This is a genomic window from Rheinheimera sp. UJ51, assembly GCF_020819615.1.
In the GTDB taxonomy this organism is placed as follows: Bacteria; Pseudomonadota; Gammaproteobacteria; order Enterobacterales; family Alteromonadaceae; genus Alishewanella; species Alishewanella maricola.
The window spans coordinates 23649-40778 of sequence record NZ_JAJHOG010000019.1 but is presented as its reverse complement, the minus strand read 5'-3'; the positions used below and the strand labels follow the sequence as shown (position 1 = coordinate 40778).

At 49.2% G+C, this 17130-nt stretch carries 11 protein-coding genes, 1 tRNA gene and 1 CRISPR repeat array; of the genes, 2 read left to right on the top strand and 10 right to left on the bottom strand.

From position 1 onward, the window contains the following. A partial coding sequence (gene tnpC / locus LMJ53_RS15965; RefSeq protein WP_229588323.1) for an IS66 family transposase occupies window positions 1-1099 on the top strand: 1099 nt, incomplete at its 5' end. A gap of 46 nt (window positions 1100-1145) precedes the next feature. On the opposite strand, the gene LMJ53_RS15960 is transcribed toward tnpC, so the two are convergent. Both LMJ53_RS15960 and LMJ53_RS15955 read right to left on the bottom strand, forming a co-directional pair. Beyond that, window positions 1146-1751, bottom strand: coding sequence for an Arm DNA-binding domain-containing protein (locus LMJ53_RS15960; RefSeq protein WP_229588322.1), 606 nt, complete (start codon window positions 1749-1751; stop codon window positions 1146-1148). A gap of 22 nt (window positions 1752-1773) precedes the next feature. Then, a complete protein-coding gene (locus tag LMJ53_RS15955) occupies window positions 1774-2004 on the bottom strand; it encodes a hypothetical protein (protein WP_229588321.1) in 231 nt (76 codons plus the stop codon). A gap of 116 nt (window positions 2005-2120) precedes the next feature. On the opposite strand from LMJ53_RS15955, the gene LMJ53_RS15950 reads away from it, so the two are divergent. Further along, window positions 2121-2324 carry a helix-turn-helix transcriptional regulator gene (locus tag LMJ53_RS15950; RefSeq protein WP_324295619.1) on the top strand — a complete coding sequence of 68 codons (204 nt, stop codon included), beginning with the start codon at window positions 2121-2123 and terminating at the stop codon, window positions 2322-2324. 151 nt (window positions 2325-2475) lie between these two features. After that, window positions 2476-8547: a CRISPR direct-repeat array (repeat unit 32 nt; unit sequence GTTTCAATCCACGCGCCTGCGTGAGGCGCGAC). Between the two features lie 175 nt (window positions 8548-8722). On the opposite strand, the gene cas2 is transcribed toward LMJ53_RS15950, so the two are convergent. The 8 genes from cas2 to LMJ53_RS15910 all read right to left on the bottom strand — a co-directional run bounded on the left by cas2 (window position 8723) and on the right by LMJ53_RS15910 (window position 17056). Continuing rightward, window positions 8723-9016, bottom strand: a complete 294-nt coding sequence (gene cas2 / locus LMJ53_RS15945) for a CRISPR-associated endonuclease Cas2 (RefSeq protein WP_229588320.1) — start codon at window positions 9014-9016, stop codon at window positions 8723-8725. Between the two features lie 14 nt (window positions 9017-9030). After that, window positions 9031-10047, bottom strand: a complete 1017-nt coding sequence (gene cas1c / locus LMJ53_RS15940; RefSeq protein ID WP_229588319.1) for a type I-C CRISPR-associated endonuclease Cas1c — start codon at window positions 10045-10047, stop codon at window positions 9031-9033. Next, a complete protein-coding gene (gene cas4 / locus LMJ53_RS15935) occupies window positions 10028-10678 on the bottom strand; it encodes a CRISPR-associated protein Cas4 (protein ID WP_229588318.1) in 651 nt (216 codons plus the stop codon). Before cas4 ends, cas1c begins: the two co-directional genes overlap by 20 nt. After that, window positions 10668-11498 (bottom strand): type I-C CRISPR-associated protein Cas7/Csd2, encoded by an 831-nt coding sequence (cas7c, locus tag LMJ53_RS15930; RefSeq protein WP_229588316.1) that lies wholly within the window; start codon window positions 11496-11498, stop codon window positions 10668-10670. Before cas7c ends, cas4 begins: the two co-directional genes overlap by 11 nt. Window positions 11499-11508: 10 nt before the next feature. Beyond that, window positions 11509-13470, bottom strand: a complete 1962-nt coding sequence (gene cas8c, locus LMJ53_RS15925) for a type I-C CRISPR-associated protein Cas8c/Csd1 (RefSeq protein ID WP_229588314.1) — start codon at window positions 13468-13470, stop codon at window positions 11509-11511. Beyond that, window positions 13467-14186 carry a type I-C CRISPR-associated protein Cas5c gene (gene cas5c / locus LMJ53_RS15920; RefSeq protein ID WP_229588312.1) on the bottom strand — a complete coding sequence of 240 codons (720 nt, stop codon included), beginning with the start codon at window positions 14184-14186 and terminating at the stop codon, window positions 13467-13469. Before cas5c ends, cas8c begins: the two co-directional genes overlap by 4 nt. Window positions 14187-14203: 17 nt before the next feature. Next, window positions 14204-16672, bottom strand: a complete 2469-nt coding sequence (gene cas3, locus LMJ53_RS15915; protein ID WP_229588310.1) for a CRISPR-associated helicase Cas3' — start codon at window positions 16670-16672, stop codon at window positions 14204-14206. 307 nt (window positions 16673-16979) lie between these two features. Next, window positions 16980-17056: transfer RNA gene (locus LMJ53_RS15910), tRNA-Arg, on the bottom strand. Window positions 17057-17130: the final 74 nt, after the last annotated feature.

Here is a 17130-nt window from a genome sequence, read left to right as displayed (position 1 = left end):
ACGCCCTAAATTCAGCTGCCAGCACTGCGACACATTGGTGCAAGGTGCTGCGCCTGAGCGTGTGATTAAAAAAGGACTGGCCAGTGCGGCATTGCTCACACAGGTGATGGTTGATAAATACCTCGACCATCAACCGCTGTACCGCCAAGCCGAGCGGATGGAACGTGAAGGCATCGACATCGAGCGCTCTACCTTGGCTGACTGGGTAGGACAAACAAGTGCATTACTCACGCCACTGGCAGGTGCCATCGGCCACCATGTTAAAGCCAGTTACCACGTACATGCGGATGATACCACCGCACCGACGCTATCACCGGGTAAAGGTCGCACGCAAACGGGTCGTTACTGGACCTATGTCCGCGATGGTCGCCCCTGGGGAGATGGCACACCACCTGCGGTGTGGCTGCAATACAGTGAAGACCGAAGAAGTCTTCATCCTACGGCGCATTTAAAAGATTACAAAGGCTCACTGCAGGCCGATGCTTATGCCGGTTACAACGAATTATACCAACGGCAAATCACCCAACATGGTTGCTGGGCACACGTACGGCGTAAGTTCTATGACATTACCCAAAGCGGCCCTTCGCCTTTAGCCGACGAAGCTATTGCCATTATCCAATCCCTCTATGTGATTGAAAAGCAGGTACGCGGCCAACCACCGGATGAACGACAACACATCCGAGCCATACATGCCAAGCCAATCCTTGAGCGCTTCCATACGTGGTTGCAAACAACCCTGCGTACCTTATCGAAAGGCTCGCCGTTATCCAAGGCTATTCACTATGCTCTGAAGCAGTGGGAGGCGCTGGTTGCCTATGTGGATAACGGTTATGCTGAGATAGATAACAACAGTGCAGAGCGCTCATTGCGGCCGATTGCCTTGGGCAGGAAAAATTACCTGTTTGCGGGTTCAGTTGCTGGAGGAGAGCGAGCTGCCGTGCTGTACTCAATACTCGGCACCGCTAAACTCAATGGCATCAATCCAAATGACTATCTCACAGCGGTACTTAAGCGTATCGGCAATCACCCCATCAATCGTGTCGATGAGTTGTTACCTTGGAATATCGATCTATCTAAACAGTCAGGTGACGCGATTTAAGACACTAAGTGTCCACTAAAATTAAGTGGACACTTAAATCAGAGCGCTAACCTGTGATCGCCGGACGCTTACCTTCATCTAATGTAAATGGGTCTACATCAGACTTTTGCATTTTCAGTGGTTTTAAGCGAACAGGCGCAGTAAACTGGTAACGGTCGGCTGCTTCACTAAGGATCATCTGAATAACTTTTAGATGGCGGTTAATATAACCTGCTGAAATCTGTTCTCCGTTTTCGCGACGAACTTTGCCGAGTGTGGCGCGAAACTGGATTAAATCAGCCTTTGTGATGTGGTCGACCTCCATCTTCCCAAAGTAAGGGATAAGCCGATTCTGAACCAATATCGAAATCGTTTTACGATATGATTCGCGCCAGCTAACTTGCATTTCATCAAGCCAAATATTGGCAAACTCTTTCAATGTTGGCAGCCGCTGAGCCCGGTTTCCAGCAAGCAAACGCTGTTGCTGTTTTTCAAACCGAGCGACCATTTTGCTGTTCGGGAAATAATTGCTGTAAACAAAGGTTCCAAGCAAAATTTCCGCTTCAATTCTCTCTAACAGCTTTGTTAACGTTTTCCGATTTGCTGGTGTGTCAGGCAATGCTGTTTGTTCACGGCAGCGCTCACGCATATATTGGAAATCGATTTGTAACATATTTGAAGCACGTACTCTGATATTACCCACGAGCGTATCCCCCATTAGCCATTGGAATAGAACTGTGAGTAAACGTTTTACTGATATCTCGCTGTATAGCCTCCCACATATATAAAATTTTCCGACCACCAAAAGGTCGAATATAGTGAACCCCTTCAAGCAACACTCTGTCCTTAAGCTGCTCTCTGATTGTTCTAACGTCATACTTGATTAATTGCGACAGCTCTTCCGTTGTCAGATAAGTTTGTGCCATACTATAAGTCTCCTCTACAAGAAGCCATTATGCTTCTCTAGAGATACAATAATATACTCAAAAGATACCTGTCAAGCACATTTTGTATCTTTAGAGAAACATTTAGGTGCTTTGGGGTGATAAAATGTAACCTGTCCACTTTGATGGGCGCAAAAAAATTGAAGATTACCGATGTGATGCGGGATACAGGGATCAACAGAAGCACCTTAACGCGACTGTATCACGAGACCACTACGCGCATTGACTACGATACGTTGGAAATACTGTGCAAATACTTAGAATGTGATGTTGGTGAATTTTTAGAGATATCAGAAGGATAAATAATTTTGATACGCCATTTTGATGTCATTTACATCCATCTAACCGGAAGTTCCAGAGTTAATAGATATCATTCAGCAGTCGGTTCGGCAGTCATGGGTCAAGTGAGCACAAAAAGGCGCGACATAAAATATATCTAAACTAGCATAATCAGTTTCAATCCTCGCGCCTGCGTGAGGCGCGCCCCGTTAAAAGCGCAATCTAGCGCGACGCACAAAGCGTTTCAATCCACGCGCCTGCGTGAGGCGCGACGAATCCGTTATTGTTGCCAGCTATTACAGTTAAGGTTTCAATCCACGCGCCTGCGTGAGGCGCGACGACGCTGACCGCCGATGAGCTTGGCGGTTTTACCGTTTCAATCCACGCGCCTGCGTGAGGCGCGACTTGAGTTCTACGCTTGGCGCGGTGATAACATTACCGTTTCAATCCACGCGCCTGCGTGAGGCGCGACCGGCTTCTATGCGGCACGCAGGGAAGCAATAGAGCGTTTCAATCCACGCGCCTGCGTGAGGCGCGACTAGATCACTGTAAAACGCATGGCGTGATACGTGAAGTTTCAATCCACGCGCCTGCGTGAGGCGCGACGCTTCATCCCAAGTGTAACCCTTCAAGCCTAAGCCGTTTCAATCCACGCGCCTGCGTGAGGCGCGACGATGGCAGCTTTTAATAAATTTAACGCGCTAGTCGTTTCAATCCACGCGCCTGCGTGAGGCGCGACAATATAAAGCAGCAACAAAAATCACAGTTCAGCGAGTTTCAATCCACGCGCCTGCGTGAGGCGCGACTATAACAAGCAAGTATGCAGTAGCACGAGATCTAGTTTCAATCCACGCGCCTGCGTGAGGCGCGACGCATCATGGTTTGCGCTCTCGCATAGCCGGCTGGTTTCAATCCACGCGCCTGCGTGAGGCGCGACCAACACAATATAACTTTGATTGGCTTGTACGCCTGTTTCAATCCACGCGCCTGCGTGAGGCGCGACTGTTGCCGCTGTGGGTGTTCCATACACTGACACGTTTCAATCCACGCGCCTGCGTGAGGCGCGACTTTCGGTAAAAATATCGGTCACACTGCGATCACTTGTTTCAATCCACGCGCCTGCGTGAGGCGCGACCGCCACTTTTAGCGCCACCTCGTCAGAAAAGAAAGTTTCAATCCACGCGCCTGCGTGAGGCGCGACGGAAGAGTTAGGGGCTTTTGCCCCAGCTCTACCTGTTTCAATCCACGCGCCTGCGTGAGGCGCGACCTGCTTAACTTCGTCTGGTTTCGGCATGTTGTCGCGTTTCAATCCACGCGCCTGCGTGAGGCGCGACCGTGACGGCGCTGCCAGGCTATCATCGGCAATGGTTTCAATCCACGCGCCTGCGTGAGGCGCGACGCGGCAAAACCATAGTTGGGCTATCAAGCGGCTATGTTTCAATCCACGCGCCTGCGTGAGGCGCGACCTATAAGCTGCATTTATAGTTATGAGCGAGTGGCGGTTTCAATCCACGCGCCTGCGTGAGGCGCGACGGATACCTTCGCCGCCTTCAGTGTTGAGATACTGTTTCAATCCACGCGCCTGCGTGAGGCGCGACGAACGAGTCAGAGCTGCAAAAGCAACCAAAGACAGGTTTCAATCCACGCGCCTGCGTGAGGCGCGACTTTATCGTTAAGCAGCAGCGAGCAGAGTTTATCGTTTCAATCCACGCGCCTGCGTGAGGCGCGACTGTCGCTAGAAAGCTGCTTTACCGCATATTGAAAGTTTCAATCCACGCGCCTGCGTGAGGCGCGACAATTAGTTTGGCACTTAAAAGCCTATCACTGCCAGTTTCAATCCACGCGCCTGCGTGAGGCGCGACGCTTACGGGTGGCTGCCTATATAAAGATGGCGCAAGGTTTCAATCCACGCGCCTGCGTGAGGCGCGACCGACCGTTAGTGCTGCTCGCTGTGCTGTAATTCAGTTTCAATCCACGCGCCTGCGTGAGGCGCGACGAGCATCGGCTTTAGCATCCCGCAAGGTAAGAGTGTTTCAATCCACGCGCCTGCGTGAGGCGCGACACAAGTGCTTTATGACTTCGCCGGCTTCTTAGGCGTTTCAATCCACGCGCCTGCGTGAGGCGCGACATGGCCGCTATTGGCTCGACGTTCCTACAGCCTGTTTCAATCCACGCGCCTGCGTGAGGCGCGACGCAGATAGCTCAGAGCCAAAGTCTATCGACTACCTGTTTCAATCCACGCGCCTGCGTGAGGCGCGACAAGCGGCTATGCGAGCCAGCCTGAACCAGAGGATGTTTCAATCCACGCGCCTGCGTGAGGCGCGACGCAATACCGGCGAGTACAACGCAGCCACCACGTTTGTTTCAATCCACGCGCCTGCGTGAGGCGCGACAATATCCCTCTGGCTATTGCTTCAACATCATCACGTTTCAATCCACGCGCCTGCGTGAGGCGCGACACTATTACAACATTCGCAGCATCATTAACATTGATGTTTCAATCCACGCGCCTGCGTGAGGCGCGACCACTTAAATTTTCAGTGCTTTGGTTATTTTCTGATGTTTCAATCCACGCGCCTGCGTGAGGCGCGACCAGCATCAGCCCCAGCGCGATTAGTCTCGTCTTGTTTCAATCCACGCGCCTGCGTGAGGCGCGACCTTCCGTTTCTTTAGCTATGCAGTTAGTCAGCATGTTTCAATCCACGCGCCTGCGTGAGGCGCGACTGCTTCTTCTGCTTTTCATTTTCTTTACCCTGTAAGTTTCAATCCACGCGCCTGCGTGAGGCGCGACAAGTCACATCAAAGCAGGCAAACGCCACTTAACAGTTTCAATCCACGCGCCTGCGTGAGGCGCGACTTTAATTGAATCTGCGCTTCTTGTTCGCGACGTGCGTTTCAATCCACGCGCCTGCGTGAGGCGCGACCGTAAACACATCGACAACAATTAAGCCGTTACGCCGTTTCAATCCACGCGCCTGCGTGAGGCGCGACACTAGCATACAGTTAACCATTAAAGGGGTTGTATGAGTTTCAATCCACGCGCCTGCGTGAGGCGCGACTCTGCAAATCCTCCTCAACGCCAGGCATGGCCCGTTTCAATCCACGCGCCTGCGTGAGGCGCGACGGTGCAACGGCGCAACGTACACCGATGATAAAAAGTTTCAATCCACGCGCCTGCGTGAGGCGCGACAGTTGCACCGGCTGGCGTGAACTGTTGAGCAGCCGTTTCAATCCACGCGCCTGCGTGAGGCGCGACCAGCTATAGTTTGGCTCGTCTAAACCTAACGGCTTGTTTCAATCCACGCGCCTGCGTGAGGCGCGACGCCCCCTTTAAACAAATAATCATTTCTTTTCTGGTTTCAATCCACGCGCCTGCGTGAGGCGCGACTACAACGCCTTGGTCAATCGTTATTCCGAGCTTGCGTTTCAATCCACGCGCCTGCGTGAGGCGCGACCAGATTACCCGTTATCAGTAAAGCGCGTGCTTACGTTTCAATCCACGCGCCTGCGTGAGGCGCGACAGTCGATTTTTGGCATTACCCACCTATGGATTGAGGTTTCAATCCACGCGCCTGCGTGAGGCGCGACGCCAGAGTTAGATTTGCCAATCAGCGGTTACGGGTTTCAATCCACGCGCCTGCGTGAGGCGCGACGTCAAGCCGCCATCAGCTAAGCCAGCCATGCCGAGGTTTCAATCCACGCGCCTGCGTGAGGCGCGACCATTGACGCATAAAATAGGCATCAGTGCGTGCGCGTTTCAATCCACGCGCCTGCGTGAGGCGCGACCGCGGCATCATTAACAGATGGGCACCGCCGTCAGAGTTTCAATCCACGCGCCTGCGTGAGGCGCGACAATTTAGGCACCGCTCAACGTAAGTCAAATGACGCGTTTCAATCCACGCGCCTGCGTGAGGCGCGACCTTATAGGCAAGAATGGCAGCGAATGCCAATGGTGTTTCAATCCACGCGCCTGCGTGAGGCGCGACCGGTACAGCAGAAGCGTTGTTTAGATTGACATGGGTTTCAATCCACGCGCCTGCGTGAGGCGCGACGTCCAATCATTAGGCATAATGTGCATTTCTTCTAGGTTTCAATCCACGCGCCTGCGTGAGGCGCGACCCATTTAATAACCCTCAATTTCACCCGTCAATAGTTTCAATCCACGCGCCTGCGTGAGGCGCGACGCCCGTTATGACGTCAACAACTTGTTGAGCATCCAGTTTCAATCCACGCGCCTGCGTGAGGCGCGACTACCCGTTGTTAGCGCATCCACAGTGACATCGTGGTTTCAATCCACGCGCCTGCGTGAGGCGCGACGCTCGGCAGTTACCTGCGTGAGTTCCTCAGTGCCGGTTTCAATCCACGCGCCTGCGTGAGGCGCGACCTACGACCACGGCTTGACCTGACGGCAACGGCGTGTTTCAATCCACGCGCCTGCGTGAGGCGCGACTGAACACATCGACAACGATTAAGCCGTTTCGCAGTTTCAATCCACGCGCCTGCGTGAGGCGCGACTTTCTGTCCTGAATCACCGTCATTATTCAAAGCTAGTTTCAATCCACGCGCCTGCGTGAGGCGCGACAACGTGATCAGGCACTTTAACCAGTACATAGCCGCGTTTCAATCCACGCGCCTGCGTGAGGCGCGACTATAAAAGATAAAGAATTATTGTGGCTTTGTGGCTGTTTCAATCCACGCGCCTGCGTGAGGCGCGACTTTATGGGCCACAACGCCCCAGCCGATTACGTAGTTTCAATCCACGCGCCTGCGTGAGGCGCGACCTAACGTGAGCATTTCGCCGTCAAATTCCAGTTGGTTTCAATCCACGCGCCTGCGTGAGGCGCGACAACACTGCTAAAGTTCACTACTACTTTTTTAAGTGGTTTCAATCCACGCGCCTGCGTGAGGCGCGACTGCCATAATGCAGCAATGGCTTGCTTTTTAGTTTTGTTTCAATCCACGCGCCTGCGTGAGGCGCGACAACGCAAGTCGATAAGTTGTTTTGTTTATAGTGGTGTTTCAATCCACGCGCCTGCGTGAGGCGCGACAAATATCGGTCACGCTGCGGTTGCTGCTGTCCTGTTTCAATCCACGCGCCTGCGTGAGGCGCGACGTGATAAGTTTATTAAGGCAGATAAATGAGCAAAGGTTTCAATCCACGCGCCTGCGTGAGGCGCGACCTGCCTTTAGTAGCTGTAAAATCTTATCATCACTGTTTCAATCCACGCGCCTGCGTGAGGCGCGACAGACTTGTAATTAAGCCCAAGCTCTTTGCATGCTGTTTCAATCCACGCGCCTGCGTGAGGCGCGACATGACCAACATGCTAACCGGTAGCTCTGGCGAGTGGTTTCAATCCACGCGCCTGCGTGAGGCGCGACCACGGCCTATTAAACGGCCAGCCAAACGAGGGCGCAGTTTCAATCCACGCGCCTGCGTGAGGCGCGACTTAAGAGTGTTTATCAAGGCTCGCAAATGTTCACGTTTCAATCCACGCGCCTGCGTGAGGCGCGACCCGCCCCCTTTGTTATCGATGTACTAAAACCGTTAGTTTCAATCCACGCGCCTGCGTGAGGCGCGACCTTATTCAGCCCAACCGCCAGCGCCGCCAGTGATGTTTCAATCCACGCGCCTGCGTGAGGCGCGACACAAGCTGCAATCGCAACTTAGCCGCAGCAAAACCGTTTCAATCCACGCGCCTGCGTGAGGCGCGACGCGAACCGCTATAGTCATTTACCCAGCTTACTTTTGTTTCAATCCACGCGCCTGCGTGAGGCGCGACCATCGATGTGCACAGAGTCATCCACTTCATTGCCGTTTCAATCCACGCGCCTGCGTGAGGCGCGACATTCCTTTTATCAAATACCGAATCAGGAATAGCGGTTTCAATCCACGCGCCTGCGTGAGGCGCGACTTCATGCTGGTTTACCTACGTTCAATTCATAGGTAGTTTCAATCCACGCGCCTGCGTGAGGCGCGACTCGCGTTCGAACTCTGCTGCCATGGCATCCATGTCGTTTCAATCCACGCGCCTGCGTGAGGCGCGACCTCGTGCATCCATCACATTCAATCCTATTTATAGGGTTTCAATCCACGCGCCTGCGTGAGGCGCGACAAGCTGGATAGTGCGTCCATGAAGTCAAGCTATATGTTTCAATCCACGCGCCTGCGTGAGGCGCGACTATTTGCTCGGCGCCAGCGGTGTTAACCATAGTTGTTTCAATCCACGCGCCTGCGTGAGGCGCGACTGCCTTTTTGCAAAGGCGGGGGTAGTCTAACGCTAAAATGTATTTAGCGCTAACCCACAGAGATTATTCAAATAACGAACGTAAAAATACTACGGGCTTACATTTAACTTTTAAATTCAGTTAGTAAGCCCGCCGCTAAGGATCCGGCTTTTTAAAGAGCACTACAGGTTAGCGATTAGATAATCAGCGTATCGGCAAATAAATCCAACGAGGCTTTTGCGCCATGATGTTCTACTTTGCTGCGCCAACTTTTACCCAGTATATAAAAACGCAAGCTGTCGACTTCTTCATCGTAAGTTGCTAATAGCTCAGCCTTCAATCTGACCCATTGCGCCGGGTCGATATCACACTCAAACACCGAGTACTGCACACGGGTGCCGTAGTCCTGACAAATTTTGGCAATACGTCTTAACCGGGCTTTGCCATCTTCTGAACTAAAGGATACGTCGTAGGTAATTAGTACCATCATAAAAGAGCTACCTGCTACTTACTAAAAAAGGGTGGATACTCAGCTAGGTCACCACGCAGGTGCCGGGCCAGCAACATCGCCTGAATGTAAGGCAATAAACCGATTTCAACGTCTTCGCCCAAAAAAGTATGCTTAATGGTTTGCTGTTTGCGGCTTTGGTATTCCTGCAGTACTCGTTTGCGGGCGTCGTCTTTTAGCTTTACTGCGCCACCGGCTTCTGTCACAAAATCTGTTGCTTTAATTTGTTGCCGGTTCAGTAGGGTTAGCACTAAACGATCAGCGATAAAAGCACGGAACTCCTCCAGCAAATCCAGCGCCAGGCTGTCTCTGCCTGGCCGTTCCTGATGCAAAAAACCTACCTGCGGGTCAAGCCCTACGCCTTGCAAAGCCGCACTGATATCATTGCCCAGCACTGAATAGATAAACGACAACAGCGCATTAATAGGATCTGTCGGCGGGCGCCGAACCCGGCCGCTAAAGTTAAAGCCTTTTGCACTGCCAGTAAGCAATAAATTAAATACCGAGAAATAGCGCGCTGCGGCATCGCCCTCGTAACCACGAATTTTATCCAGGCTTGTTGTCAGCTTTAACGTATCCAAAATATGATTAAGTGCCGTTATCTGAGTAGTTAATTCAGGCAATACGCCATGGTTACGCTGCTGGCGCTGCAATACCTGTTTTTGCATCTGTATTTTTGCCGCTACGATATTGCGGGCAATAGAGTGTGGATCTTCATCTGCTTTGCGATACTGGCTTCTGCGCAACAACACATTACCGGATTGCTTGCCCTGAATTCTGGCCAGAAAGCGGCCATATTCGGTAAAAAATGCCAGATTTACCGCGTTTTCACCACAAAACCCCATAACTTGCGGCGAAACCATGACATTACCAAAACAAAAAATAGCCCCTATGCCGTGAATAGGTAACTGCGCCGCTTTTTGTTTATTGATATCAATAACCAGGGTTTCACGCTCTTTATGCAAATAAGCGCCCTGTGTATTGATATACAAGCTATTCTGCAGTTTTTTCATCAGTATCATCCATGGCAAAGAGCTTTTTTACGTACTTGCGGCTGTTGTCTTGTTGTAGCAGTTTAGGGTTGCATAAGTCATACAAACTACAGGCATGGCAATGCTTGCCATATACCGCTTTGGGCGTTTGGCCAGACGCCAACATGGCTGCTACCTCAGTAATTACCTGCAAGGTACGCAAGCGCAGCTCAGCACTAAAGGTAATTACCTGGCGATGCCTGGTTTGGTGGTACCAGAGTGCGCCTTCAGATACACTCTGCCCGGTCATTTCTTCCAGGCACAGTGCCTGCGCACAGAGTTGAATTTCATCCCAATCACCGGGTTTGGGTTTACCGCGTTTGTACTCTACCGGGCATAATTTGCCGCTGGATAAATCACGCTCCACTAAATCCAGCTTGCCGGTTATGCCCAGCTTAGGCGCTGCCACCTGCACGCCGCGCTCAAACCGCACGCCCTTACGGGTTTCCGGTTCGCCACTATCTACCCGCTCATGCAGCAAGTTGCCTTGTGCAGTCAGAAAATTATCTGCCCACACTTGCTCGTTATGTATTAATGCACACTGGCGGGGGCAAAAAGCAAAATGCTGTAAGGCCGCCAGAGGCACTAAACGCCTGTCAGGATCAGAAGCCATCAATCTCTTCTGGCGTTAACCCTGCCAACTGGCTTATTTCATAACTACCATCAGCTTTGACATTCAGCGTTCTGTGTACCTTGGCAGATGAATACTGCCCTGCCTTGCTGCTATGTTGCCACCAAATCACCTTTTCAACCGCCATAGAACCTTCTGGCCGGGCAGAGGATGCGTCACCTTCAAACAATTTCGGCAGTATTGATTTAAGCGCATTCGCATCAGCGTCACTAAAACCGGTTTTTTCAGCCAACTGGGGTGACATAGCGCCATAGGCAACATAAACCGCACTATCAACTCGGTGTTTCATACCCATAGTATCCGAGCCTTTTTTACTGCCATCACCATCACCACTAACACTTTTGGTGATCTGCGTACTGGTGATACTTACCGGTTCAATACTAAAGGCAGAATGAATACTAACCGGCCCACGAATGGGAATAGATACACCGTCTTTTTCTTCGCTTTTAAACGCAAATAACTGGCCAAAGGCACGGACGTCAAACCAGGTTTCACATGCCAGTTTTGCTGCATCTTCTGTTTTTGTCTTCTTCGCATTCAGTGCATCTTTACCTAAAACACCTTCTGCTCTTGCCCGCAGGCTTGGGTAGCCATCGGTTTTCTTTTCATCCGATTGCACAAAAATAGCCTGACCAGCGTCTTGTAAGCGATCTCGTGTTTTACGCTTTAAACATACATCGGTAATTTCGCCAAAGCCGTCATAATCTGTCCGTGGGCGGTTACCATTTAACGGATCACCATTTGGGTTAGCGTTTTTTACTGAGAAGATAATGGCAAAGTCGATTTTGTTTTGTAAGCTCATGCTGTTTTCCTTATTCTGCTGTATCTGCGGCTTCTACCGCGTCTTTTTTACTGTTTAGTACTAAGCGCTGGCAGTGAAAACCCAGTAAAAACTCACCGCTTAACGCTTTGTCTGATTTAAATTCTGTAGTATCGAAAGCCGACTGAATGCTATCCAGCAGGTCTTTTCGTAACTTTAAAAAGCCGGGGCTAACATTCTGCAAACGATGCATATAGGGCGTTAATGCCAGTTCTAAATTACGCCAGGTGGAGAATGGCCTGTCGGCAAAGCGTTGCATTAAGCGCTCTGCCGTGGTGTTACGCTTTTCACCCGCTTTATAAAGCGCATAAGATTCAATATTTTCCGCTACCGCCAATAAACGGCCATATAAATAGTCCCGTGAGGTACTGGTTTCATCTAATGCCATTGCATAGTCCTTTTGGTATTTAATATGAGGTGTGCGTTTGCAAAAGCCTTTATAAAGCGCGCAGGCAATACCGAGGTTTTGCTCCCACTTCCATGAATCTTCACTTTTGTAAGCTAATCGATTGGTTGCCCGTTTAATGGCATAGGTAACAATATCTACCGGCAAGGGCCGGCCTTCTACAATGCAGGGTAGCAGGCGCTCGGTAAGGTTTTTCTTCAGTGAATCAGTGCTTTTTAAAACATCGCCGTAAACGGCATCCCAAATTTTATAAGGTGCGGGGGCACACGCAGACCAGATCGTTTTCTCGATAGGTTTGCTTTTACTCTCACTGTGCAGTGTTACTTTGTGCCGCTGTGGCCAGGCAAAATCCTGATACCATTTTTCTAACGAGGCTAAAAACTCTTCCGCTATCGTTTCACGGTAGTAAATAATCCCCATGCGCCCCGGGGTTGCGGAATCCAACCCTAAAATACAAATGCTCTCGTTACGCTCAAGCTCTCCCTTACCCGTGCCTTTTAGGTGACTTTTCAGATTTAGCGCATAGCTTTGGCCTAAATCCAGTGAGTGATCTTTGTCGGGTAGGATTTCGGTATGTAACAGATCCCAGGGATCTGCAAACGGATTTGGAGTCTTTTTGCCTGAAATGGCCCAGCTTAGGTAGTAGGCATTATTATCACTACCATCGCCCACTTTGATACCTTGCCTTTTTAGCAAAAATCTAAGGGCATTATGTGCTTTTTGCGTTACATCAAAACTCACTGCCGATGCTTGCTCACTATCGGTAAATTTACCTCTGAAGGTAAAACCACTGCTATCGTTGGCGGAGATTAATTTTGCTTTATCGCCGTTGTGGCGAATTTTGGCTGGATGGTTTGATGCTAAAACACTTTGCTCGCCTTTTATTAAACACAGGCCAGGCTTACCGCCATTTAAACTGTCAAAATTAATCCAGCTTTGCTGAATTTCAGAATCAAGCCAGGTTTTAGACTGTGCTATACCTGGCACTTCTACAGTCCAGCACACTAACGCAGAACCTTGATCCAACGATCCTTTTTCTTTTGGTAACAATCTAAAAATGGCAGGTGCTTCTGAATCTCCCGACCATTTTGTTAAAAGTTCACCGTCTGCGGCATGCAATACACCATGCTTAATTAGGTCCGCCACAACCGTTTTCTGAACAATATAGGAGTGAATAATTTTAAGTGTAGATACAGCAAACTCTGATTCGCACCAAGAACGTAATAAAGCCTCATACAGCTCATAGCCTGAAGCTTTTTTTCCACCAAACTCGGCATAATCACCCGCGACATACTGGATTTTGTCTGCTAATGGATGGGGTGCCAAGCCACTGCTTCTGCCGGCAGACTGCTCAGTTGCCGGTAAAACTATTTGTGTTTTCTCCAGCACTTCAGCTCTTACGAAATTGCCGTTTTCGTCAATAACAATATTAATATGAGCATTCTGCGGAGTGTGGCTAACCGGCATTAACTGCTGTTCCTGCGGTAAATCTGCAGAGAGCTGCTGCGCCTGTTCATAGGTTTCATATAGCCGTGCTAACCAGCTCATAATGCTGCCTCCAGCTCATCTACAGCCTGTTGATTTACATCAAGCGTAAACTCCTTGGGTTGCATCTCGCGCACAAAGCGCCTGATCTGGCAATCCTCCGGGCGGGGAAAAGTAACAATGCCATGTTTCATCGTGGCGTGCCAAAACCGGCTGTGTAATTCATTGATGCCGATTTCATCTGGGTAATCAAAACCGTGAAACATTAAACCAAAACCAAGCTCGTCAATATTGTCGTAAGCACCAGAGCCTTCACCAAATTCACAAGGCTCAACGTAGGCCTGGCAATCACGCGTACCCAAAAAGACATCCTGCCGCCCACCTTTTTCCAGCATCCGTGTCGCAATACTAAAATGCTTGCCGTCAATTCTGTCTTGCTCAAGCTCTGGCCGGTGCTCATTCCACTCGAAATGCGCCTCAACCTGATATTCAACATCATGCAAAAAGGTGTAAATAGCCAGGCTATTACCCCCGCCCCAGTTCAGCGGCTTAGTGCCTTTTGTTTGGGTGCGAAGAGGCTTAATCACTCTGACTCTGTCTACATACCAGGTAAGCGTTGGCTTCCAATAAATAGATTTTAAAACGCCCTTTAATGCCTCATAAGTTGGCAGATGGTAAGAGCATTTTTCACCGCCTATTTTAGTAATCGGATCGGTAAACAATGCATAGCGCCCTCGCAGACGAAAACTAATGCTGTTTTTCATTGGTTTTGTCGCCATTGTTGTGTCCTTTTCAATTAGAAAACAAAGTTATGCTGCTCTGCACTAGGTTCTGTGCAAACGCCAAAATCTTCACTGTAAAACCGCTCATCAAGGTAGTAGACGCCCTCCCCATCTGCTATCTCGTAAATCGCTTTCTGTTGTTGAAGTTTTTCCCAGACATTGGGGAAGAGATTGACGCTGTATTTCTGCGACCTGCGAAGCAAAGGGTAGTAAGTTGCGGCATCGAATTTTTTATTTGCTGCGCAAAGATCTGTTATTAGCGCTTTACCGTCACCGTAAGGCACTATTAGCGATTGCGTAGGTGCATCTATCGCTTTAAAGGCTTTACCTGCTGTCATAAAAGCGTGATGTAATGCCAGCGGCGTATTGCCATAAGGGTTTCGTGCATTAACGCTTAGCAGGTTAAGCAAATTATTAGCGCCATTTGCAACTGTAGCTTTAAGCGGATAATTCATTTCCTTACTGCGATCAAAAAAGTAATACTGAAAATACTGCTGCATTACCTCAGGTTTCAAAAAATCCTGCCCTTTAAACTCGTTAAATATCCGCTTTGTGGTGTCACGCCCTACTTTTATATCTGGCAGTAAATCGATGGTTTCTTTGTCTGGGTTAACTACATAAACCTGAGCAGTCTGGTGCCTGCCATTCCGGTTACAACGGCCAGCCGCCTGAGCTAAAGAATCCAGCCCTGCCTGAAAACGGATAACAGAGGCGAAATCAACATCGACCCCTGCCTCAATTAATTGAGTGCTAAAACACAGCACCGGTAATCCAGCGTCTAAACGCTGCCGCACCTTAGTGAGTAATAACTTACGATGTGCCGGGCACTGTGCAGTGCTCAGATGAATTAATGCATCTGAATCAATTTGTTGTGTTTGCTGTGCAGACTTGAACAATGCCTGTGCCCAGTTTTTGGTATTAACAATAATCAGGCAGCTTTGCTTTAACTGCAGTTGCTCAACCGCTAAGGCTGTAATTTCCTCTAATGACCAGCCAGCGACTGTTGTTTTGTCCAGAATCTCTACACGTTTTAGCTGCTGAAACAACTCACCTACATCAGGCATAAGCTCATTGCCTGCCGGCAGATGCAGCCTGCCTTTATTTTCATTTTGAACCTGATGTAACAAGGGTTGCGTTGCAGTGCAAAGCACAGCTGTCGTCTTACAATTCGCAGTCAGAAAATTCAGCGAGTTATTAAACAAGTGGATGCAATTAACCGGTAGGGTTTGGATTTCATCAAATACGATCACGCTATTGGCCAGTTGATGCAACCGCCTGACGCCTCGGGTGCCACCGCTTAGCAAGGTTTCCAGAAATTGCACCACAGTGGTGAGTACTATCGGCGCATCCCAGTTTTCACTGACCAACTTGCTATGCCAGGTTTGCTGCTCCGGCTCCAGATTAGAGTGATGTTCTAACACCCATGGTCTTGTATCATCATCGCGGTGTAGTACTATTCTGATTGCCTCAGCGTTTTGTTCAATAATTGAGGTGTAAGGAATAATATAAAAAATACGGTCCAGTTGGTGTTTTTTGGCGTGATGTAAGGCAAAGCGCAAACTGGAATAGGTTTTACCGCCACCGGTCGGTACAGTAAGGCTGTATATCCCCTGAGCATCGACAGCGCGTTTTAAGCAATTATCTGAGATCTGCTTGCGTATATCGTCTACGGCATTTCTGACTTTCAACGTGGTTACAAAAGCTTCCATACGTTGACAAGCTAATACCCAATCCGGTTTTAATTGCCGGTACTGGCTGTAATCAGGGTTTTCAAAATCAGCACTGTTTACCCTGTCTGCATCGATAAGGCAGCTGAACAAAAACTTGGTATAAAAGCCAAGATTAAACGCAGAAATAATTTCACTTGTATCAGCCGAATGGCGCGGCAATAACTGTTTCAGCTTATTTACCATATCAGTGACAAACGTAGAAGTGGCTATCGACTCGACTATGGTAATCACTTCAGAGTCTACAGCCTGGATACACTCCTGCAAATGAGTTTGCTCATCGGCTTTATTCATCCTAGCCAAGAAACCGGCGCCATTTTCTGAAGGCAAATTATCAACTAGGCCGCTGTGGTGAGAAGCGACACACAGCGCCAGAATCTGTACCACCGCAATTGCTAGTTTTTGCTCTAACGAGCCGTTGTCTGAATAAAGTTTGCGTGCAATAGGCACTAATTTATTAAATAGCCATTGGGCACCCGCAGATGAGTGATCAATTTTCCCTTTTAAGCTCTTTGATTCTATCTCATCCAGATCCGGATCATAATCAGCACCAAGCTCTCTGATAATCAGCAGCATGTAGTCTTGAAACGCCTTGCTGTATTTACCAAAGTCGTGCAAAAGCCCGATTAGAATGCCTGCTTCGTCATGGCCAATTTTCCCAGCATACATTGCTGCTAACTGGCTTACTTCCGTTAGATGTGTTTTAAGACTTTGATGATGAGCGCCCGATTGGGCGGGATGAGCTATAAATTCCATTTACCCTCCAAACTCCTGTTGTAATTTTTAACATAATGATAAAAAATCGCCACCATTTTTTTGAAAAGTTTAAAATGTTTAGATTTTGCAACCTCAGTATTTTGAATTAATTCGTTCAAATAATAACAAAAGCAGTAGAGAAGAAATGCAAGCTATAAGCTATGTTTACAAAAGAGGAAAATATAAGCAAAGGTCAAAAAACGTGGTTTTATAAAGCAGAAGAAAATGGGTTTGTCACGATTGTGTCACCGATTTGTCACCGAGCATAAAAAAAGGCCCTACTTTTCAGCTAAGTCCTTGATTTATTTGGTGCACCCGCCGCGATTCGAACGCGGGACCTCTGCCTCCGGAGGGCAGCGCTCTATCCAGCTGAGCTACGGGTGCAGCGATAGAGGGCGCATTATAGACAGGCTTTGGCGCTAAGTCTATTGCTAGGGCGTTGCTTTTTTAGGCGAACA